This window comes from Streptomyces sp. Tek67B01 (assembly GCF_055231995.1).
Genome location: NZ_JBUYUY010000001.1, coordinates 963,149 through 988,454 on the forward strand (window position 1 = coordinate 963,149; position 25,306 = coordinate 988,454).

The window sequence follows — 25,306 nt, forward strand, 5'->3', positions numbered from 1 at the left end:
CCTCCTGACGCGGGACCTCACCCCGCCACGACGGCTGCCCGGGGCTCGCCGCCCCGGTGGGCCGCCCCGGCCCGGCGCACCGCCGGGCCCATGGCGTAGGACGCGGCCAGCAATACGGCTCCCAGCAGCAGCCAGCCGGGTATCCCCCACAGCAGGAGCAGCGAGGTCAGCAGCAGCGGTCCCAGGGTGCGGGCGACGGGCACGCCCGTCCCGAAGAAGCCCTGGTACTGGCCGACCCGCCCGGCGGGGGCCAGCGAGAAGCCGATCTGCCAGGACCCGGCCGACTGGCGCATCTCGGCGTCGACCTGGAGCACGGCGCCCGCCACGAGCAGCAGGGCCGCCGCCCATCCGGCAGCCGGCAGCGCGGAGAGGGCGAACACCGCGCACGACGCCGCCATCACCAGCCCGGAGCGGCGTACGGCCCGACCCGCGCCGTCCAGGCCGGTGACCGGGCGGGCCACGCGTACCTGGAACAGCATCACCGCCACCGTGTTGAGCACGAACAGCGCCGACACCAGCCATCCGGGGGCACTGGTGCGCTCCACGATCCACAGCGGGATCGCGAGGCTCAGCAGCGGCATCCGCAGCAGGAGTACCGCGTTCAGCAGGGTGACCAGGGCGTACGGCCGGTCGCGGAGCACCGCCAGCCGGGGTTCGCCCGCCTCCCGAGCCGGTACGGGGGCCACCGCGGGCAGCCGGAGCAGGAACCCGGCGCACACCAGGAAGCTCGCCGCGTCCAGCGCGAACACCGCGAGGTAGGCCCGCTCGGTGCCGGCGCTCAATGCGAGGCCGCCCAAGGCGGCGCCGACCGCGAGTCCGGCGTTGAGGACGGCTTGGAGGTGGGCCAGAACGCCGGTCCGCTCCCCCGGCGCGACCACGCCGGCGAGCAGCGCCTGACGGGCGGCCGCGAGCCCGCACTGGGCGGTGGCGTAGCAGACCACGGCGAGCAGGAACGCCCAGTAGGACCGGATCACGGGGAAGGAAGCGACCGAGCCGGCGGTGGCGAGGGCGAGGAGCACCGAGGTGCCGCGCGGACCCCGACGGTCGGCGAGCGACCCGAGCGGCACCCCGGCGACGGAACCGACGGCCCAGGCCATGGTGAGACCGAGGCCGATCTGTGCGGGCGAGAGGCCCACGACCCGGGTGAAGTAGAGCGCCGAACACACGTAGTAGGCGCCGTCTCCGACGGAATTGCTCAACTGCGCGGCGGCCAGTCGGCGCGGCGCTCCGGGAGCGGGCAGGAAGCGCGGGGGCAGGAAGCGTAAGGTCACCGGATCATTGGACCAGCCCACTGGCCCGTCCCCGTGGGCCAGTGGGGCATCGATTCAGTGGGCCACTTGACGCCCGGCCGTCCGGTCCGCGAGGAAGTCGGGCAACGCCTGCTGAAGGCCTCCGGGCGCCCCACACCCGACCCGGGTGGCGCAACCGGAATTCCATCGCTGTCCGACCACCCGTGCCCACTCCGCCGACGACCGCCTGTTCGATGTCCAGGTCGTGGTCAAGCGCGACGAGGTCGTCCGCGAACGCGGCGAACGGCGTGACACCACGCCGCTCCGGGTTTTCACCCTATCCCCGCAGGTCAGGAGTGATGGCACGGTAACCGGCGGTGGCGAGTGGGGTCGCCTGGGGAGCCCGCGCCGTGCGATTGGACGGGTGCCCGTGGAGAAGGATCACGGGCTCCGTACCCCGGGGCCCGAAGCCGTCGAAAAAGATGGTCGCGGCGTTGCCATTTTGGGGGTTCATGGGAGCACATTAAGGGGCTACATTGAGCCACTCGCGTTCACCTGACAGCCCGTTGCCTTTCACCCGCGTTTTGCGCGGGGGGTGACGTCAGGAGCGCAGACTGTGCAACCACCCCACCGCCCAGAAGGACCGAAGGCTCCGTGCCCGTACCCGTACTCCTCGCCGGCCGCTCCGTGCGGCTGGAGCCCCTCGCCCCCCACCACACCGAGGCCCTGGCCGTGGCCGGTGCCGAGGATCGTACGACTTACGCCTTCACTCCCGTGCCCCACGGGTTGCAGGCGTCCCACGAGTACATCGACCGCGCGCTTTCCGATCAGGCGGCCGGTCGATCCCTCCCGTTCGCGGTGGTCAGAGCCACCGACGGGCGGGTCGTCGGTTCGACCCGGTTCCTGGAACTCGATTACTGGCAGGGGCCGCTCGTGTGGCCGGCCGTGCCGGGGGTCCCGTTCGGCGATCCGGCGACGGCGGTCCCCGACGCCGCCGAGATCGGCAATACCTGGCTGTCGCCGCAGGCCCAGGGCACCGGAATCAACACCGAGGCGAAGCTGCTCATGCTCCGCCACGCCTTCGAGACCTGGGGCGTGCGTCGCGTCTCGTTGCGCGCGGACGCCCGCAACGGACGCTCGCGGGCCGCGATGGAACGTCTCGGCTTCACCTGCGAAGGGGTGCGCCGGGCCCATTCCAGGGGGCTGGACGGCGCGGTACGCAGCACGGCCTTCTACTCGGTCCTCGACGAGGAGTGGCCGACGGTCCGCTCCATCATCGAGCTCCGGCTGGCGCCCGCCGCGCCGCGCAGGCGGCGGCGCAAGACGCTGGTCCCGGCGTAGCGGTCCTGCGTCCGACTGGGCGGTCCCGCTCCATCGGCCCTCGCCCCGGACCTTCCCGGCTAACTCCCGAGGAAGGCCGGGGCGAGGGCCGAGGTCATCAGCGGGGTCGGGGCGCCCGTGCCGTCGGCGGGCAGTGCGTACAGGTCGGCGCCGAAGTCGCCGGGCAGTGCGTAGACGACGGTCCGGTCGTCCTTCCACACCACCTGGTCGTCCACGCTGCGCTGCTCGGCGAGCGGGGTCTCCTTCATCGAGGCCAGGTCCAGGGCGTAGAGCCGCCACGGCGCGTCGGCGGACAGGCCCGGCACCCGCTTCTTGAACACCAGCCTCGTCCCGTCGGGCGACAGGGAGGGGCATTCCAGGTTCTCGCGGAGCGTGGTGACCGTGCGCGCGGTGAGGTCCCCGCGGACCAGGTAGGTGCTGCCGCCGGTGGCGAGCGTCGCGTAGAAGGTCCGTTCGTCGGCGGCGAAGGTGACCCCCCAGAAGTTGACGTCGGAGTTCCGGTACGTCGTGCCGTCCTTGACGATGGTGAAGTCCTCCAGCGAGGCGTCGTACCGGCCGGTGCGCAGGTCGAGCAGGGAGGTCCGGGTGGAGAAGTTCGTACCGGCGTAGGAGTCCCCGCCGACGAACACGGTCCACGCGACGAGGTGACCGCCGGGCGAGACCCGGGCCCGGGTCGGTATCCCGGCGAGCGGGCGCGCCGTGACCTCTTTGAGGTGGGCGTCCAGCACGACGGCCCGGTACTGCTCCTGGACCCCGCCCTTCTCGGCCCGTAGGCAGACCCCGGTGCCCGCCGCCGAGTGGAAGCGCAGGCAGCTCACGCCGGAGGCGGTACGGGGTCCACCGGGCGCGCCGGCCGAGACCGTGACGAGTTCGTCACGGTGCGGGCCCCACGCCATGTTCCGGAACACGATCCGCGGTCCCCCGTCCGCCGGGGTCAAGGACACCGCGCCCCGGGTGACTTCGGGCCCTCCCGCCCGGGCCTCGTTCTTCTCGTCCGCCCGCGAGGAGGCCCGGACGAAGGCGAGCACCCCCACGGCGGTGAGCACCACGACGGCGGTGACGAGGATCAAGATCCGGCGTTGGAGGGTCATGGGGGCCTTTCGGGCACGCGGGGGAGTCGGCGCGGCGGGGTTCGGGGGCGGCGGGGGTTCAAACAGCGGGGGTAGTGGCCGCGTCGGCGTTCGTTTCGGCGGGGTAGAGCCGTGCGCAGCCGGCGAGGGCGACGGCCAGCAGGACCGCTGCCACGGCCAGCGCGGGGCGGGCGCCCCAGACGGTCCAGGCTGCGCCGAAGCCGAGGGAGGCGGCGAACCGGGCCAGGGCCTGCCCGGTCTGGACGAGGGCGAGGCCGCCCCCGCGGTGTTCCTCGGGCACGACGGCGGCCGCGGCCGCCATGAGCACCCCGTCGGTGGCCGCGTAGAACGTGCCGTGCAGCAGCAGCACCGCGTACGGCAGCGCGGGGTGTGAGCCGCCGGTCAGCAGCAGCCCGTAGGCGGCGAGCAGGGCGAGGTGGCCGCCGAGGAAGACGCGGCGGCGCCCGACGCGGTCGGCGAGCCTGCCCAGCGGCAGCGCGAGGAGCAAGAACGCGGCGGCGGTGCCCAGCGGCAGCAGCGCGAACCAGCGGTCGGGGATCTGCCCGGCCCGCTGGAGCAGCAGGAAGACGAAGGCGTCGCTGACGGTGCACAGACCGAGGAACAGCGCGGCGAGGGTGATGCGGCGCAGGCCCGGGCCGCGCAACAGTGCGACGGAGGCCTTCAGCGAGACGGGGGCCGCGTCGGCCGCCGGCGGGGTCCTGCGGCCGGGCACGAAGAGCACCAGGACCAGCACGCCGAGGGCGGCCACACAGGCGCTGACGGTGAAGACGGCGTCGTAGCCGTCGGCGGCGCCGCGCAGGATCAGGAAGGCCAACAGGGGCCCGATGAGCGCGCCCGCCGTGTCCATGGCCCGGTGCACGCCGAAGGCGCGCCCGCGTTCGGCGGGTGCGGCGGCCAGCGAGATGAGGGCGTCGCGGGGCGCGGTGCGCAGGCCCTTGCCGGTGCGGTCGAGGGCGAGCACCGCCCCGATGGCGGGCAGCGTGTGCGCGAGCAGCAGCAGCGGCTTGCACAGGGCGGAGAGCCCGTATCCGACGCCGGCGAGGGCCTTGTGCCGGCCGAGCCGGTCTCCGAGGTGGCCTCCGGTGAGCCGGACCAGGGCGCTCACGCCGTTGTAGAGGCCGTCGAGGAGTCCGAAGCCGAGCGGGGTGAGGCCCAGTCCGGCGACGAGGTAGAGCGGCAGCACGGCCGTGACCATCTCGGAGGAGACGTCGGTGATCAGGCTGACCGTGCCGAGGGCGAGGACCGTGGACCCGATCGCGGCGCGCCGCCCCGGGCTGGTGCCCGGGGCGGCGGCCTGCGGCTCGCGGGTCACGGTGGGTGCGGGGGTTCCGCGACTGTCCGCGACGTACATGGTCAGGACGTCCAGATGCCCGTGATGTCCTTGGCGGCGGCGGCGTTCCCGGCGTGGGAGGTCAGTCCGGCCAGGCCTTCCAGGGTCCGCAGCATGTCGTAGTGGTTGTAGGTGGTGGCGGAGGTGCTGCCGGGGGTGACGGGCTGGCCGTAGAGCACGGTCGGGATCTTGTTGCCGGCGAGCCGGTTGTCCTCGTCGAAGGTGACGACGAGCAGGCTGTTGTGGGTCTTGGCCCAGTCCGCGTAGGCCTTGAGGTTGTTCTTGAGCCAGGTGTCGCCGGTGCCGACGGAGCAGTCGTGCATGTCGTTGCAGAGGTTCGGGACGACGAAGGACACCTTGGGCAGGGTGGTGAAGTCCGTCGGGAACTGCGCCATGGTCTTGGCCGTGCCGGTGGGCACGTTGGAGAAGGCGAACCAGGGGTTGTGCTTGCGGGCGTAGTTGCCGCTGCTGCAGGTGGTGGAGCCCTGGCTGGGGAGGGTCTCGTTGTAGCTGGTCCAGCTCTTGCCGGCGGCTATCAGCTCGGAGGCCAGGTTGGGCGCGGAGCTGAAGGCCGGGGTGTAACAGCTGTCGTCCGTGACTCCCTGGTTGGAGCCGGAGAAGAGCTGGAGGTAGTTGGGCTGGCTGGGGTGGGTGACGCCGAACGAGTTGGTGAGGTTGGCGCCGTCGGTCTTCAGGGAGTTGATGTACGGGGCGCTGGAGCTGCCGATGACCTGGTTGTAGGCGTGGTTCTCGAAGACGGCGACGACGATGTGGTCGGGGGCCGGGAGACCCGCCGCGTGGGCGGGCTGGGCCGCGGCTCCGATGCCGGCCCACAGCGCGGCGCCCGCGGCGGTGACGCCGAAGGCGGTGGCGAGGGCGGTCTTGCGACGGGGACGTGAGAGGGGCATGCCAAACACGGTTTCTACCTCCGGGCGCGGGGGGACTTGGGGCGGCGCGGAGGCAACATACCCAGGGGCATGTGCATGGGCCAGGGATACTTGGCGAACAGAACGGGAACTCCGCCCTCCTTCTTGACCACGGGCAATGCCATGGCCCCGGGAAGGTCAAGAGAAGGCAAAGCGAGGAACCAACAGGTAGTTTCGTTCATCATTCGAACGGAAGCAGTCCACCCCGCCCCGACGGGGCAGTACCAGCCGGAGAAGCCACCGCACATGTCGTACTCACCCGACGGGCAGCAGTACCAGCCGCCGTACCGGCCGGAAGGACAGCAACCGCAGCCACCACAGCCGCCCTACGGGCAGCAGCAGCAGGGCCGGCCGTACGGTGGCCGCCCCACCGGGCAGCAGGGCCAGGGCGGTGGTCAGCGGCCGCAGCAGCAGTACGGCAACGAGCAGGGGTACGACCGGCCGGGCCCGCAGGGCTACGACCAGCAGACCCAACAGGGATACGACCAGCGCGGGTACGGGCAGCAGGGCTACGGCCAGCAGCCGCCCCCGCAGCGCGGGCCGTCCCCGTACGAGCAGCAGCCCCAGTACCACCGACCCGACCAGCAGGGGCAGCAGGGGCAGCAGTACGAGGAGCAGTACGACCAGACCCGGGCGTACGAGACGTACGGCGAGCCTCCCTACGAGGAGCCCCCGCGCCGCAAGTCCAAGGTGAAGCGCTGGCTGATCGCGGGCACCACCGTCCTCGCCCTCGCCGGCGTCGCGGCGTTGGTGATGAGCCACTTCGACATACCTCCCTTCAGCGACAAGGGCCAGGACGTCACCTTCGGGAAGCCGGCCGCCGGCTCCGGAGAGGCGGCCAAGCCCCCGGCGAGCTCGAAGATGTCGATGCCGACGAACCCGACGGCCGTCTTCAAGAACGAGTCGACCCTTTCCGACGGTACCCACGTCGCGGTCACGACGCTGGACGGCAAGAAGTCGGGCTTCAAGGGGAAGGTGTGGGTCTGGGCCCCGAAGGAGTACAACGACCCCAAGTTCGCCAAGAGCGGCTTCCCGGTCATGATCGCCCTGCCCGGCGGCTCGGGTTTCCCGATCAACTATTGGATGGGCGCCGACCTCAAGCTCCAGGCCAGCATCAGCAAGTGGTACAGCGAGGGCAAGAGCAAGCCCTTCATCCTGGCCATGCCGGTGCTCAACCCGGAGGGCGAGAAGTCGAACAAGTACTGGGACGCCTCGGACATCCCCGGTCAGCCCAAGATGGGCACCTGGCTGACCGACGACGTCCCCGACCTGATGCGGGAGAACTTCCGCACGATCAAGTCGCGCGACGGCTGGGCCTTCATGGGCTCCTCGACCGGCGGCTTCGCCAGCCTCAAGGCCGTGCTCAAGTACCCGGAGAAGTTCAAGGCCGCCATCTGTTCCGGCCCGGACATCGTGCCCGACTCCTTGATGTGGAAGGGCCACGACAAGGAGAAGGCCGAGAACAACCCGGAGCTGCTGGCGAAGCAGCTCATCGACAAGAAGGGCAGCCCGGACGTCTACCTGGCCTTCCAGGTCGGTGACAACGAGAGCAACAAGAGAACCCTGCCGGACGTGCAGAAATTCATCGCCACTTACGGCAAGGGGCCGATCCACACCAGCCTGAGGGTGATCCCCGGTGGCCAGCACAACGCCATGACCTATGTGCCGAACATGGGCGAGGGCCCGATCCAGTTCATCAGCAAGGTCCTGGAGGGCCCCGTCGAATGACGGGACCGGGTGCCCCGCGGCCTACGGGGTGACCCCGACGGCCCGCTGAGCGTCACGCTCCCCCAGCGACGGCCCGCCGAACACCTTCGGCGGGCCGTCGCCGTCCCACGGCGCCCATCCCGGGTCCCCCTCCACGGCGAAGCGGACCCAGGCCGCGTGCATCTCGTCGGCGAGGGCCTGCGGCGCGTCCGGCCCCGCTAGCCACGCCGACTCCGGCTTGTGGAGGGTGTCGAAGACGAAGCCCAGCTCCAGCGCGTGACAGGCGCCCAGGCCGGGCACCCCGCTGGGCCAGCGGAACTCGTAGACGTGGCTCGGCGCGACCCTGCGGGCTCCGGCGAGCCGGCGCAGCGGATCACGCAGCAGCCGGTCGGTGAGCAGGTGCCCGGCGAGATCCGCCGGTCCGGCCCCGGGCAGGGCGGCGCGCAGCGCCCGTACGGCGGCGCGGTCCTTGCCACCGCGGACTCGGGCCAGTTCCACCGCGAGCGGGCCCATCCGGTCGAGCAGCCGCATCGCCCCGGTGGGTGCGAGCCAGAGCCGGTACTCCTCGGCCGTCCAGCCGAGGAGCAGTGGTACGGCGGAGGCGGCCGCGGCGGCCATGGGGTCTTCCGGCAGCGAGTCCGGGTCGGCGACCAGGCCGAAGGCGGGGCCGCCGGTGACCGGTCCGGACCGGCGCAGCACGACCCCCTGGGCGGTGAGCAGGTCCGCCAGGGCGACGGCGCCGAAGGCCTTCGCGGTGGCGGGCACCTTGAGCAGGGAGGCCATCTTGCGGACCATCGGGCGGGTCCGCTCACGGGGCAGCACCTCGGGCGGCCCGCTCTGCATCACGGCCCCGGCGAACAGTCCGGCTGCGCGGGGCGCGGCGAGCAGGGCGCCGACGCTGATGGCGCCGGCGGACTCCCCGAAGACGGTGACCCGCTCGGGGTCGCCGCCGAACGCCCCGATGTTGTCCCGGACCCAGGTGAGGGCGGCGATCTGGTCCAGCAGACCGCGGTTGGCGGGGGCGTCGGGGAAGACGCCGTAGCCGAGGACGCCGAGCCGGTAGTTCAGGGACACCAGGACGACCCCGTCCCGGGCGAAGGCGGCCCCGTCGTACACGGGCACGGCGGAGGAACCGCGGGTGAGGGCGCCACCGTGGATCCACACCATGACCGGCAGCCGGGCCCAGGGTGAGGGATCCGGGGTCCACACGTTGAGGTTGAGGCAGTCGTCGCCCGGGATCTCCGGGTCGGGGAGCAGCGCCGCGTAGCGGTCCGGGTAGGGCACCTTGGGCGCGGTGGGCCCGAAGGCGCCCGCGTCGCGTACGCCGTCCCAGGCGGCCGGCGGCCGGGGCGCGGCGAAACGGAGGGCTCCCACGGGCGGGGCGGCGTAGGGGATGCCGCAGAAGACGCGAATGCCACCCGCTTCCGGTCGGCCCTCGACCACGCCGTACCGGGTGCGGACCCGGGGCCGGGCGTCGCCCGCTGTACTCATGGTGTCCTCCTGGGGGCGTCTCCCCCGTTTCGGGGCGCCGAGATCCGGTGTTCCGGGCACGGTCGCACAGCCGCCCGAAGGGTGACAAGGCGTGACCCGGAGCGGTGCGGACCGGGTTGGTCCGGCCATGCGAGCCATGAGGATCGGCCTCACCCTTCGAAGCGTCGTGCGGACCGGCGTGGTGCCCGTGCTGCTGCTGGCGGCCGCCGCGGCCGCCGGTGGCACGGCGGCGGCCACCGGCCCCGACTTCCAGTACCTGGGCCAGGACGACAAGGTCCACGGCCTGAGCGCGCCGCGGGGCTGTGTGGCGGCGCGGGGCGGCGGGGGCCGGGCCGTCACCAACCATGGTCGGACCACCGCGACCCTCTACCGGGAGCCGCACTGCGCCGGTGCTCCGGTGGCGGTGCTGCGGCCCGGGACGGTCACCCCGGTCCGGCCGTACTTCGCGTCGGTGCGTTTTTCCGTCACCGGGTAGGACCAGCGGCCGTGACCCCTGGGCGGCAACGGCGTTGTATGCCATGTCAAATGCCGCAGCTCTGCGGCGATCCAATGTCACGAGGAGATCTTGATGTCGCGTATCGCGAAGGCATTCGCCATCACCGCTGTCGCCGGTACCGCCGTGGCGGCCGGTGCGGGTCTGGCCGTCGCCGATGCCGGAGCGCACGGTGCGGCGATCGGTTCCCCCGGTGTCCTGTCGGGCAACCTGGTCCAGGTCCCCGTGCACGTCCCGGTCAACGTCTGCGGCAACACCGTGAACGTGATCGCCCTGCTCAACCCGGCCTTCGGCAACACCTGCGTCAACGCGTCGGGTGGCGACGAGCACCACACCGAGGGCTACGGCGAGTGATCACCAGCCGCCGGACCGTGTGACCGAATCACCGAGGGCCCCCGCCGGACGGCGGGGGCCCTTTTCGCGCGGTGTCTCATTCGTAGCGGTACTGGCCCTGGTGCCGGAGCATCTCGCGCGGCGTGACGTTCCACGGGGGCATCGGCTCGTCGAGGGCGATCACCCTGCCGTGCTGGAGGTCGCCCACCGGAGGGGGCTCTGCGGGCAGGTAGCCGGACTCCGGGTGCTTTTGCTGCCAGCGGTCCCAGACGAGGTCCACGAAGGCGTGGTGCAGCCAGAACACCGGGTCGTTGGGAGCCGTGCCGCCCGTCATGTGGCCGCCGATCCACTGGTGGACCTTGTTGTGGTTGCGCCAGCGCTCGCTCTTGGGCGCGGCCCAGCCCTCCAGCTTGTTGCGGAAGCCGCCGTCGCGCGCCGTGGAGTCCCACGGGGCGGTGTCGTAGGTGGGGTCGTCGATCGCCCACTGGAGTTCGGCCTTGGTGGGGAGCTTGATCGGGTTCTGCGGGCGGCCCAGGTTGCGGGTGAGGTAGGCGGCCTCCGACACGCCGACGGTCACGGTCCAGTTGCCCGTCGCGTAGGCGAAGGGGCCGGTCGTCACCCGGTGGTCGCCCTCGCGGCCGGTACCCCCCAGGAAGTCCTCGGCCCACAGGGACGAGGCTGGGCTGTTGTCCGTGGTCCAGTCCCAGTAGGGGATGGAGACGCCGGCGTCGACGGAGCGAAGTTGCCCCTCGAACTCCAACAGGAAGCGCCGGTGCCAGGGGAAGAAGGACGGGGACATGTGCCCGACACGCAGCTTGCGGTCGCGGTCCGGCACGAAGTACTTGACGTGGGTGCGGACGAACTGGTCGTAGGTGCCGTTGCGCTTGAGTTCGAGCACGGCTGCCGTGAACCGCTGCTTCTGGGCGCGGGTCAGGTCCTTCTGGTTCTGCCGGGTGTACAAGGCGGGGCTCCTGCCGTCAGCCGTGGTGGGGGGCGGCCATCGCCAGGTTCGTCGTGCCGAGCTCGTCCACGGCCGCGCGGGCCAGCTCCATCGGGGTCGCGAAGGACTCGAAGTGGTTGATGCCGCTCAGGTAACTGCCGTCGGCCCGGCGCATCACGTGCAGGGGCCGCCCGTCGATGCGTACGGCGGCCGCGGCGAGGTCGACGCTGATGTGGCGGCCTCGGTACGACTCCTCCACCAGCGGGGCCGGGGTGAGCGTCTGGCGGGGGCGCCGGGCGCGCAGTACGGGTCCCAGCGCCGCGGCCGTTCCGGCGAGCACCGCCGCGGTGAAGGCCGAACGGAGGACCGTGCGACGGGTGAGTGGTGCGGCGGCGGATGCTGCGTACATGCGTTCTCCTCGCTCGATGGCCCGTGCTACGCGGTCTAACGCGGCCCGGCGGGCGAGGTCACCCCCGGGGTACGAGTACCCCGGGGGTGCGGGGAGGGTTTACGGCGCGGGGAGTTCGGCGAAGTCGGCGACGAGGCCGCGATGGTGGCCCGCCGTGCCCAGCGCCGTTGAGTCGGCCTTGGCCCGCTTGAGGTACAGGTGCGCCGGGTGTTCCCAGGTCATCCCGATGCCGCCGTGCAGCTGAACGCACTCCTCCGCGGCCCGCACCGCGACCCCGGAGCAGTAGGCCTGGGCGACGGCGATCGTCAACGGTGCGTCGGCGGTTCCCGTCGCGAGGGCGTCGGCGGCCGCGCGGGCGGCGGCCCTGGCGGAGGCGACGTCGAGCCAGAGCCGGGCCAGGCGGTGCTTGAGAGCCTGGAAGGACCCGATGGGCCGGTTGAACTGGTGGCGGGTCCGGACGTGGGCCACCGTCTCTGTCAGGCACCACTCCGCGACGCCGACCTGTTCGGAGGCGAGCAGCCCGGCCCCCGCGAGCAGCGCGCCGGCGACGGCGGCGCGCGCGGTGGCGGGGTCGGCCAGCCGTGTTCCGGCGGCGCCGTCGAGGCGCACGGCGGCGAGCGGGCGCGTCAGGTCCAGCGGGACCAGCGGCGTGAGCGAGACCTCCGCCGCCGGCACGGCGTAGAGCCCTGTGTCGGCCAGGACGAGCAGCACGTCGGCGGCGACGGCGTCGGCGACGAAGCCGACGGAGCCGCTCAGCGACCCGCCTCCGGCGTCCCGTACCGGCGCGGGCAGCGGTGCGCCGGGGGCCAGGGTCAGCGGCACGGCCGGTACGCACACCTGCCGACCGGCGGCCACCTCCCGCAGCAGCGTGCCCACCTCGGTCGAGGACGGATCGCAGCCGAGGAGGATCTCCGTCGCCAGGACCCCGCTCGTGAGGTACGGGACGGGTGCCACGGCCCGCCCCAGCTCCTCCAGCACCACCGCCGCCTCGCGGTGACTCGCGCCCTGACCGCCGAGCTTCTCCGGGACGAGCAGCCCGGCGGCGCCGATCCCGGTGGCGAGGGTGTGCCACAGCTCGGGGTCGTGGGGCCGGCCGCTCTCGATCCGGGCGAGGATCGCCGCGGGCGGGCACCGGTCGGCGAGCAGGGCCCGTACGGCGGAGCGCAGTTCCTCCTCCGTCTCGGAGTAGAGCAGGTCGAAGGGTGCGCTCATCGGGCCAGGTCCTTCCAGGCGAGGTCCTTGTCGTCGCGCGGCTCGGGCGGCAGGCCCAGGACGCGTTCGGCGACGATGTTGAGGAGGATTTCGCTGGTGCCGCCCTCGATGCTGTTGCCCTTGGCGCGCAGGTAGCGGTATCCGGCGTCCCTGCCGGTGAAGTCGACGATCTCCGGACGGCGCATGGTCCAGTCCTCGTAGAGGAGTCCCTCTTCGGCGAGGAGTTCCACCTCCAGCCCGCTGATCTCCTGGTTGAGGCGGGCGAAGGTGAGTTTCATGCCGCTGCCCTCGGGGCCGGGCTGTCCCGCGGCGAGCTGCTGGCGCAGCCTTTCACCGGTGAGCCGGGCCACTTCCGCCTCGACCCACAGTTCCAGGAGCCGCTGGTGCAGGGCGTGGGTGCGTAGTTCGGGGCGCTCGCGCCAGGTCGCGGCAACGGGGGCGATCATGCCGCCTTCGCGGGGGATGCGCATGCCGCCGATGGAGACGCGTTCGTTCATGAGGGTGGTGCGGGCGACCGCCCAGCCCTGGCCGACGGCGCCGAGCCGGTGGCCGTCGGGGATGCGGACGCCGGTGAGGAACACCTCGTTGAACTCGGCCTCGCCGGTGATCTGGCGCAGTGGGCGGACCTCCACGCCGGGGGCGTGCATGTCGCAGAGGAAGTACGTGATGCCCTGGTGTTTGGGCAGCGTGGGGTCGGTGCGGGCGATGAGGATCGCCCAACGGGCGGTGTGGGCGCTGGAGGTCCACACCTTCTGGCCGTCGACGATCCACTCGTCGCTCGCCTCGTCGTGGACGGCACGGGTGCCGAGCGCGGCGAGGTCGGAGCCGGCCCCGGGTTCGCTGAACAGCTGGCACCAGACTTCCTCGCCGAGCCACAGGGGGCGCAGGAAGCGGCGTTTTTGCCCCTCGGTGCCGTAGGCGAGGATCGTGGGCGCGGCCATGCCGAGGCCGATGCCGATCCGCCGGGGGTCGTTGTCGGGGGCTCCGGCGGCCTCCAGTTCGGCGTCCACCACGGCTTGCAGGGAGCGGGGTGCGCCGAGGCCGCCGAGGCCCTCGGGGTAGTGCACCCAGGCGAGTCCGGCGTCGAAGCGGGCGCGTAGGAAGGCGTCCCGGTCGGTGGTGGCGGGCGGGTGGTCGGCCAGCAGGGCGCGGACGCGGGTCAACAGGTCCTCCGCGGTGGTCACCGGGTGCCTCCGTCGAGGGAGGGTACGACGACCAGCCGTCCGGTGGTCGTTCCGTCGGCGACGCGCTGTACGGCGTCGGCGGCCGCGGCGAGCGGGACGCGTTCGCTGACGAGCGGTCTGACGGCCCCTTCGGCGGCGAGGCGGGCGAGTTCCCCGTGGCAGGCGAGGATCGCGGCGGGGTCCTTGGTCGCGTACAGGCCCCAGTGCAGACCCAGGATCGCGTAGTTCTTGACGAGGGCGTGGTTGAGGGCGGGGGCGGGGACGGTGCCGCCGGCGAAGCCGACGATCACGATCCGGCCCTCGAAGGCCACGCACTTGGCGGAGGCGGTGTAGGCGTCGCCGCCGACCGGGTCGTAGACCACGTCGACCCCGCGTCCGCCGGTGAACTCCTTGACGCGGGCGACGATGTCTTCGGCGGTGCGGTCGATGACGAGGTCGCAGCCCAGTTCCTCGGCGGTGCGGACCTTCGCCTTGCCTCCGACGACGCCGATGACGGTGGCGCCGGCGGCCTTGCCGAGCTGTACGGCCGCGCTGCCGACCCCGCCGGCCGCGGCGTGCACGAGCAGCGTCTCGCCGGACCGCAGGCGGGCCCGGCGGTGGAGGCCGAACCATCCCGTCTGGTAGCCGATGTGCAGGGCCGCGGCCTCGGCGTCGTCGAGGGTGTCGGGGGCCGGCAGCAGGGCGCGCGCGGGCGCGGTGACGTACTCGGCGAAACCGCCGTGCGGCAGGCTCGGGTTGGCGATGACGCGGCGGCCGTCCTCGGTCTCGCCGCAGATCTCCACCCCGGGGGTGAAGGGCAGCGACGGCCGGATCTGGTACTGGCCGCGCGCGAGCAGCGCGTCGGGGAAGTTGACGTTCGCCGCGAGTACCTTGAGCCGTACCTCGCCCTCGCCCGGTACCGGTTCGGGAACCTCCTCGAGGCGCATGGCCTCTCGGGGCTCGCCGGGGGTATGTACGCGCCATGCCTGCATCCGGGGCCTCCAGCCGCCGTCGAGGAACCACACTCCGAGCGCATACTAAGCGGTCGCTTGCCGATATGGGAACGGTTGGGTCCACCGCGTCGACGCGACCCCGCGCCGCGCCGGCCCTCCACCGATCTGAGCGCCGACACGGCCAAGTGCCGTTTCGAGGAGACGACCTTGCCGGACCGGGCGCAGGTGTGACCGGCATCGGGCCCGGTCACGGCGCTGCGGCGGCTCGCGCCGGGCAAGGCCGGCGCGGCCGACGCCGTCTCGGACGACGGCCGGGTCGGCGGGGCGGCCGTGAACGCGGCCGGCAGGCTCAAGCCGGTCGTCCGGCCCGCCCGACCAAGCCGGCCCACCACCCGGGAATTCAGCCGCCGCCCACGCATGGCGATCTGCGCGCCCGCACGGTACCGATGGGCGCATGGACTCCCCAGACTCCCCCGACTCCCCTACACCGCCGCCGGGCCCGCGCGGGCTGCCCGCGCCGCCTCCGTACGGCGCCGCCGCGCTGCCCGCCGGTACGTACGCCGGGCAGACGGTCCTGGTCACCGGCGGCGGGACCGGACTCGGCAAGGCCATCGCCCTGGAGTTCGGGCGGCTCGGCGCGGACGTGGTGATCGCCGGGCGCCGCTCGGCGCCGCTGGCGGCGGCGTGCGCGGAGTTGACCTCGGTACCCGGAGTGGGGCGGGTGACGAGCGCCGTCTGCGACATCCGGGACCCGCGACGGGTCGCGGACGCCTTCGACGCGGCCGCCGCGGCGTCCGGGCGGACACCGGACGTCCTGGTCAACAACGCCGCCGCCAACTTCCCCTGCCCGGCGGAGGACTTGTCGCCCAACGCCTGGCGGTCGGTGGTGGACATCACCCTGACCGGCACCTGGTTCACGACCCGCGAGTTCGGCCGTCGACACCTCGCGGCAGGCACTCCCGGGGCGATCGTCAGCATCGGGGCCTCCTACGCCTGGACCGGCGGCCCCGGCTTCGCGCACAGCGCCGCCGCGAAGGCCGGAGTGAAGAACCTGGTGGAGACGCTCGCCGTCGAGTGGGGCCCGTACGGCATCCGGATCAACGGTCTGGTGCCGGGGCTGTTCCCGCACGAGGACATGAGCGCCGACATCCGCGAGGGCCTGGACCGGGCCGGGGCGCAGCGGGCCCGGCCGCACCCGGACGGGCACGGTGGCGGGAACAACGCCCGGCAGCCCGCCCTGCGGGTCGGGGAGCCGCGCGAACTGGGCTGGGCGGCCACTTTCCTGGCCTCGCCCTACGCCCGCTTCATCACCGGACACACCCTGGTGGTCGACGGCGCGAACTGGCAGCGCCGGTCCCTGGTCAACCCGGACGTCGTCACGGTGCGGGAGCAGTTGGGGCGCGGCCCGTTCACCCCGTGAGCGCGAGACCGCGCCGGGCGGCGTTGTCAGTGGTGTGAGGCAGCATCAGGCGCATGAGGATCTACGACTGGGAACCCTTCCTGCGGACCTGGAGCGCCGAGCGGCACGCCGTCGTGGGCGCCGATCAACCGGCGGACGCCGCGGAGCACAGCGCCGGATGGCTGGGCTTCGCGCCGGCGACCGAGGACCGGCTGGCGGCGCTGGAGTCGAGACTGGGAAGACCGTTGCCGCCGTCGTACCGGCAGTTCCTGGCGGTCACGGACGGTTGGCGGATGGCGGGCGAGTTCGTCTCGCTGCTCGGATCGACGGAACAGGTCGGTCCGCTGTCCGAGCTGGGCCCCGGCGTACGGGCCTGTCTGGACGAGTGGGACGCCGAGGACGCCGAGGACGCCGACGACCTGTCCGAGGAGCCGGTCGGCGACGCCGCCGACGACCCGGTCGACGAGGAGGTCCCGCACTCCGAGCGGTGGGCGCGGGCGGTACTGATATCCGCGGAGGGGGACCAGACCTGGCTACTGCTCGACCCCGAGGACATCGACGCACACGGGGAGTGGGCGGCCTACAGCTGGTCGAGCTGGAGCGGTCAAGGCCCCGTACGCCACGACTCGTTCGCCGAGCTGATGGACCGGCTCTACGCGCAGTTCCGCGCCCTGCGGTGCACTCCTGCCGCCACCGACGCCGCGCCCGTCGACTCCCCGGGGAGCGGCCCGGCCGTCGTGGACCGCTGACGACTCACGCGCGGCGCGGTGGACCCACCCGGGGGGGCTCATACGGGGGGCTCACCCTCCGGTGAACCGCGGGGGCCGGCGGGCCGCCTTGGCACCGTAGCCCTCGCCCGCGTCCCGGGAGGTGAGGGTGAGGGCCGCCGTCATCGCCACCCGGTCGAGGGCTGCCGGGAGGGCGGCGTCCGCGTAGGCGTCGACGGCGCGCTTGATTGCCTGTACGGCCAGGGGCGCGTTGGCGGCGATCTCCGCGGCCACCGCGCGGGCGGTGGCGTCGAGTTCCGTCCCCGGAACGACGAGCTGGACCAAACCCCGGCGTTCGGCGGTGGCGGCATCGATGCGGCGGCCCGTCAGGGCCAGGTACTTCGCCCAGCCCGCACCCGCGTCGCGGGCGATGCGCAGGTCGCCGCCGGCGTCCACGGCCACGCCGAGGCCCGCCTCCGGCAGCGCGAAGACGGGGTCCTCGGCGGCCACCCGGATGTCGGCCATCAGAGCCAGCTCGAAGCCGAAGCCCAGGCAGTAGCCCTGCACCGCGGCCACCACCGGTTGAGGGAGTCCGGCGAAGACCGCGAAGCGCTCGTGGGCCCAGCGGATGCCCTCGTAGTAGTTCCGCGTGCGTTCGGCGGCGGTCTTGCCCGTGATGGCGCCGCCCGGGGCCTTGACGTCGATCCCGGCGCAGAACGCCCGGCCCTCGGCCCGCAGGAGGACCACCCGCACGTCCTGGTCGAAGCGGACCAGGTCGGCCAGCAGACCCAGTTGGCGGGTGGACTCCCAGCTCCAGCCGTTGAGCCGGTCGGGGCGGCAGAGGGTGAGGACGGCGACCTCGTCCACCACCTCCAACCGGATCCGTTCCTCGCCCTCCGCGACGCCGGTACCGGTGGTGTCGATCACGGAACCCCCATGTGGCTGACGGTTAGTCAGTTTACCGCCGGGTCGGTCAGCGCGGGAAGAGCTCGAACGCGACCGCCGGGCGTCCGCCGAACCGGGGTGCCACCTGCCGGGCGTTGCCCGTGAGGAAGGAACGGACGTACTCCTCTGGGTCCTGGTCGGTCAGCACCTCGATGTACGCCTTGTGCCGCAACAGCGACTCGACGGAGCGTTCGAGGCCGGGGCCCGCGTCGGCCGCGTGCGTCGGCGTGGCGGTGCCCGACACCGCGACCCAGCGCACCCCGTCCCAGGGTTCCAGCCCCTGATCGGCGATGAGTTCCGGGAAGATCCAGCGGTTTCCCGCGTCACCCGCCGCGTCCAGCGCGGCCCGGCCGACGGCCTTGTGGTCGGGGCTGTTCCAGACGCCGCCGCCGTCCGCGCCGCCCCAGGTGTCCCGGTGGTTGAGGGTGATCACGAGCTCGGGGCGGTGGCGGCGAATGGCCGCGGCGATGTCCCGGCGCAGACCGAGTCCGTACTCGATGACGCCGTCCCGGTAGTCGAGGAACTCCACGGTCGAGACTCCGACGACCGACGCGCTCGCCCGCTGTTCCGCCTCGCGGACGGAGGCGCACTCGGCGGGTGCGATGGTGTCGATGCCCGCCTCGCCGCGCGTGGCGAGGAGGTAGACGACCTCCCGTCCGCCGTCCGTCCAGTCGGCGATGGCGGCCGCGCAGCCGTATTCCAGGTCGTCGGGGTGGGCGACGACCGCCAGGGCGCGCTGCCAGTCGGTGGGCATGGGCTGCAAGGGGGCGGCCTGCGGGGCCTGTTGTTCGGTCATGCCTCGCACCCTAGGCGAAGCGACGGAGCCGACGCGGTACCCCCGGGCCGTACGGCCGGCCGGTGGGCGGCCGGCTTGGCCGGCACCGGCCCCGGCCCCCGCGTCGGCGCGATCGCGGGCACCGCCCACCCGACCTGCGGCTTCGGCGTCAGAAGACGACCACCGAGCGGAGCACCTCGCCCCGGTGCATCCGGGTGAAGGCCGCTTCGACCCCGTCCAGGGGGATCGTCTCGGAGACGAAGGCGTCCAGGTCGAGCCGGCCCTGGAGGTAGAGGTCGATGAGCATCGGGAAGTCACGCTCGGGCAGGCAGTCCCCGTACCAGGAGGACTTGAGGCTTCCGCCGCGCCCGAAGACGTCGAGGAGGGGAAGTTCGAGACGCATCTCCGGCGTCGGGACGCCGACGAGCACCACGGTTCCGGCGAGGTCGCGCGCGTAGAAGGCCTGCCGGTAGGTCTCGGGGCGACCCACGGCCTCGATGACCACGTCCGCGCCGTTGCCGCCGGTCAGTTCCCGGACCGCCTCCACCACGTCCTCGGTGCGGCCGTTGACGGTGTGGGTGGCGCCCAGGCCCCGCGCCCACTCCAGCTTCCGCTCGTCGAGGTCGACGGCGATGATGCGGGAGGCTCCGGCCAGCCGGGCGCCCGCCACCGCCGCGCTGCCCACTCCCCCGCAGCCGATGACGGCGACGGAGTCGCCCCGGCCGACGTTGCCGGTGTTCAGCACGGCGCCCAGGCCCGCCATCACCCCGCACCCGAGCAGCCCCGCGGCGGCGGGCGAGGCGGCCGGGTCGACCTTGGTGCACTGCCCGGCCGCCACCAGGGTCTTCTCGGCGAAGGCGCCGATGCCGAGGGCCGGGGAGAGGGGCGTGCCGTCTTCCAGGGTCATGGGCTGCGTCGCGTTGTGCGTGGCGAAGCAGTACCACGGGCGACCTCGCCGGCACGCGCGGCAGTCACCGCACACGGCACGCCAGTTGAGGATGACGAAGTCACCGGGCGCCACGGAGGTCACGTCCGGGCCGACCGCTTCCACGACCCCGGCCGCTTCGTGGCCGAGGAGGAACGGGAACTCGTCGTTGATGCCGCCCTCGCGGTAGTGCAGGTCGGTGTGGCAGACCCCGCAGGCCCGCACGGTGACCAGCGCCTCGCCGGGACCCGGGTCCGGCACGAGGATCGTGGTCGTCTCCACCGGCGCGCCCTTGCCCCGCGCGATGACCCCTCGTACGCGATGCGTCACTTCGTACCCCGCTCCTGTCGGCTCTGTCCGGATCACCGAACGTACAGGGACGGCGCCCGGTGCGGGAGTTGTGTCACCCGGCGGCGCGGGATTCGGCCGGTTCGGGCGGTAGGGGCGGTAGGGGCGGTACGGCCTCCAGGAGGGCCGCCCTCAGCGCGGCGACGGCGGGATGGCCGGCCGCCCCGCTGCGGAAGGCGAGCATGGTCCGGCGTTCCATGAGCAGCCGGGTGAGGACGACGCCGTCGTGTCCGGAGCCGGGGACGCCGAGTTGCGGGACGACGGCCACTGCGTGCCCGGCGGCGACGAGGGCGAGGACGGTGGCGAACTCGTCGACCTGATGGCGGATCTCGGGTTCGAAGCCCGCCGCCCGGCACGCCCGTACGGTCATGGCGTGGCAGAGGGTCCCGGCGACGGCGGTGATCCAGGGCGCTTCGGCGTGGCGTCGCAGGACCTCGTCCTGGCCGGCCCGGGGGTCCGCCCGGGCGCGGTCCGGCCCGGCGGAAACGGGTGCGGGGGCCCCGGGGGCCGGTGTCCCACAGGCCGGGGCTGCCAAGTACATGGCCTCCCCGAACAGCGGCTGCGTTTCCAGGCCCGGCTCCCGCGTCGCCGGGACGAAGTCGTACTCGTGGACCAGGGCCACGTCGAGGTCACCGGCGCGCAGCGCGTGCGCGACCGCCGCCGGGTCGGTTTCGCGGACCATCGGCTCCAGCCCCGGATGTCGGCGGGAGAGGGCGGTCAGAGCGGACGGGACGATGGCGCGCGTGGCGGTGGGGAAGGACCCGATGCGAAGGGCTCCGGCCAGGCCGCGGCGTGCCCGCGCGAGTTCGGCGTCGGCCTGCTCCAGCCGCTCCAGGACGGCTTCCGCGTGCCGGACGAGGTTCTGGCCGGCGGGCGTCAGCCGGACCCGGCGGCCGGTGCGCTCCAGCAGGGGCAGACCGGCCTCGCGTTCCAAGACCGTGAGTTGCTGGGACACCGCCGAAGGGCTGAAGGAGAGGGCCTCGGCCACGGCGGCGATGGTGCCCCGGCGGGCGAGTTCGCGCAGCAGGCGCAGGCGGCGTACGTCGAGCATCGGCACAGCTTACGGTTCCGATAAGAAACGTGAACTGGATTTGACGCCGGGGCGCCGCGAAGCTGCTCGATATGACACAGGACACGACACAGGGCACGGAGGCGCACACGGCGCGGGACGTACAGGATCTTTCGCTCCACGGGATTCACGTTCCCTTGATCACTCCCTTCGATTCCGGCGGGCACGTCGCCGTCGAGGCGCTGGAGGCCCTCGCGCACGAGGTGCTCGACGCGGGCGCCACCGGCATCGTGGCCCTCGGCACCACCGCGGAGGTCGCCGCCCTCGACGAGACGGAGCGGGATCTCGTCACCTCCGTCTGCGCGCGGGTCTGCGGCGAGCGGGGCGCGCCGCTGACGGTGGGCGCCGGGGCGAGCGGGACGCGGGCGGCGGAAGCCGCCCTCGCACGGCTGGCGCGGTGGCCGCGGGTGGGGGCGGCGCTGGTGACGGTGCCGCCGTTCGTGCGGCCCTCGGCGGCGGGGGTGGCGGCGCACTTCGCGCGGCTGGCCGAGGTGAGTCCGGTGCCGTTGATCGTCTACCACGTCCCGTACCGGACGGGGCAGCCGCTGGACGTCTCCGCGCTGCGGGCGCTCGGGGAGCTGCCAGGGGTGGCGGGGGTGAAGTACGCGGCAGGCGGGATCGACCAGGACACGGTGGCGCTCCTCGGGGAACCCCGCGCCGGTTTCGCGTTCCTGGCGGGTGACGACGTGTACCTCTCGCCGCTGCTCGCGCTCGGCGCGGCGGGCGGGGTGCTCGCCTCGGCGCACGTGGCGACGGACCGGTACGCGGAGCTCGCCGCGGCCTGGCGGTCGGGGGACGTCCCGCGGGCCCGACCCCTCGGCCACGAACTGGCGCGACTCTCGGCGGCGTTGTTCGCCGAGCCCAATCCGGCCGTGATCAAGGCGGTGTTGCACGCGAAGGGCCGGATTCCCTCCCCGGACGTGCGCCTCCCGCTGCTGCCGGCTTCAAAGCCCGCGGTGAGGCACGCCTTGGCGGCGCTCGCGGCAGTCACGGACCCCCGGCGCGCCGCCGGGCCCCTCACCGGATCCGCCGAACGACGCCTCTGAGAGGCCGAGCGGTCGGCGGAGTGCCGGAAAGAGTCCATGGTGGGCGATTCGCGCGTAACAGGCGGGTCGCCCGAATCTGCTCCCGCGAAGGGCGAGTTGTCCGATTTGAGGCATCGGCCGCCAGTCCGTGATGTGAGTCACGCCGGACGCATCAACATCAATTCCGGCAAAGGCCGGATTCCCTTTCCCCCGAAAGAAAGTTGGCATTCGCGGGAAGACATTCCCAAGGTCATTTACCAGGCGCCCTGCGGGAAGTCGATCACACGGCGGAATTCACGCCTTGTTCCGGCCGCTCGGATTCGCCTACGGTCACCTCGTTCCCAGTGGCCGCCCCTCGAAACCGGTCGCCGCCAGGGCTCTCCCGTACCCCCACGTGAGGAATAGCGCCATGCCCCCAAAGGGTAAGCACCGTCGGCCCAAGCAGCACCCGATCGCCCGCAAGCTGGCCGTCGCCGGCACGGGCGGAGCGGCACTCGCCCTCCCGCTGGTCAGCGCGACCACGGCCGGTGCGGCCGAGACGACCGTCGCTCCCACCACGTACTCCGTGGTCGCCGGTGACACCCTTTCGCGGATCGCCGCCGAGCACTCGGTGGCAGGCGGCTGGCAGCAGCTCTACCAGGCGAACAAGAGCGTCGTCGGCGCCAACCCCTCGATCATCCAGCCGGGCATCAAGCTGACCCTCGCAACGGCGCCCAAGACGGCGACGACCGCGGCGACGACGGCGACGGCGGTGCAGGCCGTGGCCCGGCCCGCCACCTCCTACACCAACAATCTCGACGGCTGGATTCGCCAGTCGCTGGACATCATGGCCCAGCACGGTATTCCGGGCAGCTACAACGGAATTCTGCGCAATGTGATGCGCGAGTCCTCGGGCAATCCCATGGCGATCAACAACTGGGACTCCAACGCCGCGGCCGGTATCCCTTCCAAGGGACTGCTCCAGGTCATCGACCCGACCTTCCGCGCCTATCACGTGCCCGGTACCCCGCTGAACTCCTACGACCCGGTCGCCAACATCACCGCCGCGTGCAATTACGCGGCCGCCCGTTACGGCTCGATCGACAACGTCAACGGCCCTTACTGAAGAGGCCCTTCACCGCCCGGGTACCCGATGTACGGGTACCCGGGCGGTTTTGCGTCAGCAGCGGCGGCGGTCCTGGGTGAGGACGCCCTGCGCGGTGGCGACCGTACGGTCGTAGCAGCCGGCCGCCGACCCCGACAGTCGGTAGCGCACGGTCGTGGTGCCCACGGCGTGTCGCTGCTCGCGCGGCACGCCGGCCGTGTAACTTGCGTCTCCCGCGTACGTGTTCTCCAGGCGGGACCAGCCGACCTGCCGGCCGCCGCGCAGGGTGGCGGTGTCGGCCCGGTCGCCCAGGGAGAGGACGGTGCGCAGCCGGTCCCCCGTGCCGAGGGTGGTTCGGCCGTCCATCGTGTAGGTGCGCCGGGTGGTGGTGACGGTCGCGTCGTGGGCCACGGTCTCCTCGTCGGTCCACCGCGCCGTGAGCGCGTCGAGGTTCTCCCCCTCGGTCCATCGGTGGACGGAGGTGTTGTGCACGGTCCGGGTGACCGTGGTCGGGACGCGGCCGTGTGAGGTGTCGAGGTGTCCGGCGACGGTCAGGGTGTGACTCCCTTCGGTGTCCAGTCGGTGCTCGGTAGCGGGGGTACCGGGCGTCCAGTGGACGGAGTTGGCCGGATCGCTCTCCTCGTGCCGGGTCAGGGCGCCGGTGACCACCTCACGGCCGCGGTCCTGCCACAGCAGCAGGTTCGCCGCGGTGCTCCAACCGCCCTGTCCGGCCGGGACACCGGCCACGGACACCTCGATCCGGTGCGGGCGGCCGTCGTTGAGGAGCGCCGCGTACGGCGTGAGGTCGTAGCGCAGGGGTTGGACGTCGAAGGCGCGCGGTGCGGGGGTGACGTACCACAGGAACGGGTTGGACCAGCCGCCGGTCCAGACGTTGGGGAACGGTGCGGCCAGTCCGGCGAGCCGGCCGTCGACCAGCACGCGGACCTCGCGGTAGGGGCCGTCCGTCGCCTTGCAGGAGTACGGGGCGGCGTCCGGGGTGGCCAGGTACCAGAACTCCTCGCAGCCGCCGCCCGAACCGGTGGCGTACACCTCGGCGAGGAGCCGTTCGGTGTTGCGCGGGGTGGTCACGGAGGGGGTGTTGAGCGGAAGTACGCGGTCGGGGGTCTCGGCGGGCCGGTCGCGGCCTTCGGCGGCGTAGAAGGTCAGGGTGACCTTGACGTCGATGACGCCGGTGTAGGTGTCGTCGACGACGTTGCCGATCAGCATCTCCACGGGTTGGGGGCCGCTGAGGGTGTCCCGGTAGGCGGTGACGTCCTTCTCGACGGACCAGGAGACGCCCTCGGGTGAGGGTTCGGGGGTGGAGGTGCGCAGGATCTCGACGCCGCCGAGGGTGAGGTTGCCGAGGCGGTCGTACTGGCGGCCCTTGACCTCGCCGTCGAGCCGGAGCACCACTTTCGCCCAGCCGTCGTGGCCGCAGCCGGTGGGGGGCGTGTAACCGCCCCGGTAGGGGGTGAAGTCACGGAAGCGGGCCTCGGCCAGGGTCACTTGGCAGGACCGGGTTCCGGGCCGGGACACGGGCGGGGCGGCGGTGAGCGGGTCGTGCCAGTCGGTGCCGAACTCGGCCGGCGGGTCGCCCCCGGGCCGGGCCTCGCCGAGGGCCGCGGTACCGGCGGGGGCGGTGGCCGTGGCCCTGGTGGCGGCCGTGGTGGCGGCCCTGGTGGACGCGCCGGCGGGTCCCGCGGCGGCCAGGGTGCCCAAGGCGAGCGCGAGCGCGCCGAGCAGGCCCATGATCCTGTGTCGTCTCATGGCCCCGCAGTGAAACCCGACCTGCCCGGGGGACGCCAGGGCGTCCCGCGCGGCACTGGCCGGAAATCACCCCCGGCCGGTGCCGCGGGTGGGTCAGGCGGCGGGCGAGCCGGCCGGGAGGACCGCCACCCCGTCGTCGTCGGCGTACACGGTGTCCCCGGCGCGGAAGGTGACCCCGCCGAAGGTGACGGGCTCGTCGACGGTGCCCGCGCCCGTCTTGCCGCTCTTGCGCGGGATGGTTCCCAGCGCCTTGATGCCCAGGTCGAGGCCGCCGAGCGCGACGCTGTCGCGGACCGAGCCGTTGATGATCAGTCCGGCCCAGCCGTTGCGCAGCGCCGCACCGGCGATGAGGTCGCCGACGAGCGCCGTCCGCGGGGACCCGCCCCCGTCGACCACCAGCACGGCGCCCTCGCCTGGCGTGTTGACGAGCTCCCGCAACAGGGCGTTGTCCTCGTGGCAGGAGAGGGTGCGCACGGGTCCGGCGAATACCGCGCGGCCACCGATCCGGCGCAGCGGCGTCATGCACAGGGCCAGGGCCTCTCCGTACTGGTCGTACAGGTCGGCGGTGGGGATCGGCTTGACGGTCATCTCGCTCCGGCTCCTGGCTGCTCTACGTCGGGGCTGCTGCGCGACGGGCGGTCGCG

Annotated in this window: 24 protein-coding genes; 8 read left to right on the top strand and 16 right to left on the bottom strand. The window is 72.9% G+C overall.

All coding sequences use genetic code 11. The features are described 5' to 3' along the window. Positions 1-17 precede the first annotated feature (17 nt). Complete coding sequence (locus tag ACV7NM_RS04600; RefSeq protein ID WP_463409036.1) at positions 18-1,271, bottom strand: MFS transporter; 1,254 nt, start codon at positions 1,269-1,271, stop codon at positions 18-20. A gap of 612 nt (positions 1,272-1,883) precedes the next feature. Between ACV7NM_RS04600 and ACV7NM_RS04605 the strand changes: the two genes are divergently transcribed. Further along, complete coding sequence (locus ACV7NM_RS04605) at positions 1,884-2,570, top strand: GNAT family N-acetyltransferase (protein WP_136212256.1); 687 nt, start codon at positions 1,884-1,886, stop codon at positions 2,568-2,570. A 59-nt stretch (positions 2,571-2,629) separates the two neighbouring features. On the opposite strand, the gene ACV7NM_RS04610 is transcribed toward ACV7NM_RS04605, so the two are convergent. The 3 genes from ACV7NM_RS04610 to ACV7NM_RS04620 are packed head-to-tail and all read right to left on the bottom strand — an operon-like array spanning position 2,630 to position 5,899. Next, positions 2,630-3,661 (bottom strand): TolB family protein, encoded by a 1,032-nt coding sequence (locus ACV7NM_RS04610; RefSeq protein WP_463409037.1) that lies wholly within the window; start codon positions 3,659-3,661, stop codon positions 2,630-2,632. Between the two features lie 58 nt (positions 3,662-3,719). Then, complete coding sequence (locus ACV7NM_RS04615; protein WP_463409038.1) at positions 3,720-5,012, bottom strand: MFS transporter; 1,293 nt, start codon at positions 5,010-5,012, stop codon at positions 3,720-3,722. Positions 5,013-5,014: 2 nt separating this feature from the next. Beyond that, positions 5,015-5,899, bottom strand: a complete 885-nt coding sequence (locus tag ACV7NM_RS04620; RefSeq protein WP_463409039.1) for an alkaline phosphatase family protein — start codon at positions 5,897-5,899, stop codon at positions 5,015-5,017. Between the two features lie 264 nt (positions 5,900-6,163). On the opposite strand from ACV7NM_RS04620, the gene ACV7NM_RS04625 reads away from it, so the two are divergent. Then, positions 6,164-7,645 carry an alpha/beta hydrolase gene (locus tag ACV7NM_RS04625; protein WP_463409040.1) on the top strand — a complete coding sequence of 494 codons (1,482 nt, stop codon included), beginning with the start codon at positions 6,164-6,166 and terminating at the stop codon, positions 7,643-7,645. 21 nt (positions 7,646-7,666) lie between these two features. On the opposite strand, the gene ACV7NM_RS04630 is transcribed toward ACV7NM_RS04625, so the two are convergent. Beyond that, entirely contained in the window at positions 7,667-9,115 is a 1,449-nt protein-coding gene (locus ACV7NM_RS04630; protein WP_463409041.1) for a carboxylesterase/lipase family protein, read from the bottom strand. A gap of 136 nt (positions 9,116-9,251) precedes the next feature. Here ACV7NM_RS04630 and ACV7NM_RS04635 point away from each other — a divergent pair, with 136 nt between their 5' ends. Further along, a complete protein-coding gene (locus ACV7NM_RS04635) occupies positions 9,252-9,590 on the top strand; it encodes a hypothetical protein (RefSeq protein WP_463409042.1) in 339 nt (112 codons plus the stop codon). A gap of 93 nt (positions 9,591-9,683) precedes the next feature. Further along, entirely contained in the window at positions 9,684-9,962 is a 279-nt protein-coding gene (locus ACV7NM_RS04640) for a chaplin (RefSeq protein WP_136212270.1), read from the top strand. Between the two features lie 76 nt (positions 9,963-10,038). Here ACV7NM_RS04640 and ACV7NM_RS04645 read toward each other — a convergent pair whose 3' ends face one another. The 5 genes from ACV7NM_RS04645 to ACV7NM_RS04665 all read right to left on the bottom strand — a co-directional run bounded on the left by ACV7NM_RS04645 (position 10,039) and on the right by ACV7NM_RS04665 (position 14,657). After that, complete coding sequence (locus tag ACV7NM_RS04645) at positions 10,039-10,902, bottom strand: tyrosinase family protein (RefSeq protein ID WP_463409043.1); 864 nt, start codon at positions 10,900-10,902, stop codon at positions 10,039-10,041. Positions 10,903-10,918: 16 nt separating this feature from the next. After that, the gene (locus ACV7NM_RS04650) at positions 10,919-11,290 is read right to left on the bottom strand and encodes a tyrosinase family oxidase copper chaperone (RefSeq protein WP_463409044.1); all 372 of its coding nucleotides are present in this window, start codon (positions 11,288-11,290) and stop codon (positions 10,919-10,921) included. Between the two features lie 99 nt (positions 11,291-11,389). Beyond that, positions 11,390-12,502, bottom strand: coding sequence for an acyl-CoA dehydrogenase family protein (locus ACV7NM_RS04655; protein ID WP_463409045.1), 1,113 nt, complete (start codon positions 12,500-12,502; stop codon positions 11,390-11,392). Further along, the gene (locus ACV7NM_RS04660) at positions 12,499-13,686 is read right to left on the bottom strand and encodes an acyl-CoA dehydrogenase family protein (RefSeq protein ID WP_463409046.1); all 1,188 of its coding nucleotides are present in this window, start codon (positions 13,684-13,686) and stop codon (positions 12,499-12,501) included. Before ACV7NM_RS04660 ends, ACV7NM_RS04655 begins: the two co-directional genes overlap by 4 nt. Next, positions 13,683-14,657, bottom strand: a complete 975-nt coding sequence (locus ACV7NM_RS04665) for an NADPH:quinone oxidoreductase family protein (protein WP_463409047.1) — start codon at positions 14,655-14,657, stop codon at positions 13,683-13,685. The genes ACV7NM_RS04660 and ACV7NM_RS04665 overlap by 4 nt, the downstream gene beginning before the upstream one ends. Positions 14,658-15,072: 415 nt before the next feature. On the opposite strand from ACV7NM_RS04665, the gene ACV7NM_RS04670 reads away from it, so the two are divergent. Both ACV7NM_RS04670 and ACV7NM_RS04675 read left to right on the top strand, forming a co-directional pair. Next, positions 15,073-16,038, top strand: coding sequence for an SDR family oxidoreductase (locus tag ACV7NM_RS04670; protein ID WP_463409048.1), 966 nt, complete (start codon positions 15,073-15,075; stop codon positions 16,036-16,038). Positions 16,039-16,091: 53 nt separating this feature from the next. Further along, a complete protein-coding gene (locus ACV7NM_RS04675) occupies positions 16,092-16,766 on the top strand; it encodes an SMI1/KNR4 family protein (protein ID WP_463409049.1) in 675 nt (224 codons plus the stop codon). 51 nt (positions 16,767-16,817) lie between these two features. Here ACV7NM_RS04675 and ACV7NM_RS04680 read toward each other — a convergent pair whose 3' ends face one another. The 4 genes from ACV7NM_RS04680 to ACV7NM_RS04695 form a co-directional block, all read right to left on the bottom strand. Then, entirely contained in the window at positions 16,818-17,651 is an 834-nt protein-coding gene (locus tag ACV7NM_RS04680) for an enoyl-CoA hydratase/isomerase family protein (RefSeq protein ID WP_463409050.1), read from the bottom strand. Between the two features lie 46 nt (positions 17,652-17,697). Next, positions 17,698-18,465, bottom strand: a complete 768-nt coding sequence (locus ACV7NM_RS04685; protein WP_463409051.1) for a PIG-L deacetylase family protein — start codon at positions 18,463-18,465, stop codon at positions 17,698-17,700. A 148-nt stretch (positions 18,466-18,613) separates the two neighbouring features. Continuing rightward, positions 18,614-19,699 (bottom strand): S-(hydroxymethyl)mycothiol dehydrogenase, encoded by a 1,086-nt coding sequence (locus tag ACV7NM_RS04690; protein WP_463409052.1) that lies wholly within the window; start codon positions 19,697-19,699, stop codon positions 18,614-18,616. 73 nt (positions 19,700-19,772) lie between these two features. After that, entirely contained in the window at positions 19,773-20,768 is a 996-nt protein-coding gene (locus ACV7NM_RS04695; protein WP_463409053.1) for a LysR substrate-binding domain-containing protein, read from the bottom strand. A 71-nt stretch (positions 20,769-20,839) separates the two neighbouring features. Between ACV7NM_RS04695 and ACV7NM_RS04700 the strand changes: the two genes are divergently transcribed. Further along, the gene (locus tag ACV7NM_RS04700; RefSeq protein WP_463409054.1) at positions 20,840-21,832 is read left to right on the top strand and encodes a dihydrodipicolinate synthase family protein; all 993 of its coding nucleotides are present in this window, start codon (positions 20,840-20,842) and stop codon (positions 21,830-21,832) included. A 388-nt stretch (positions 21,833-22,220) separates the two neighbouring features. Next, complete coding sequence (locus ACV7NM_RS04705; RefSeq protein ID WP_463409055.1) at positions 22,221-22,916, top strand: LysM peptidoglycan-binding domain-containing protein; 696 nt, start codon at positions 22,221-22,223, stop codon at positions 22,914-22,916. Between the two features lie 54 nt (positions 22,917-22,970). Here ACV7NM_RS04705 and ACV7NM_RS04710 read toward each other — a convergent pair whose 3' ends face one another. Both ACV7NM_RS04710 and rraA read right to left on the bottom strand, forming a co-directional pair. After that, the gene (locus ACV7NM_RS04710) at positions 22,971-24,662 is read right to left on the bottom strand and encodes a peptide-N4-asparagine amidase (RefSeq protein ID WP_463409056.1); all 1,692 of its coding nucleotides are present in this window, start codon (positions 24,660-24,662) and stop codon (positions 22,971-22,973) included. Positions 24,663-24,755: 93 nt separating this feature from the next. Further along, positions 24,756-25,250 (bottom strand): ribonuclease E activity regulator RraA, encoded by a 495-nt coding sequence (rraA, locus tag ACV7NM_RS04715; protein ID WP_463409057.1) that lies wholly within the window; start codon positions 25,248-25,250, stop codon positions 24,756-24,758. Between the last annotated feature and the right edge of the window lie 56 nt (positions 25,251-25,306).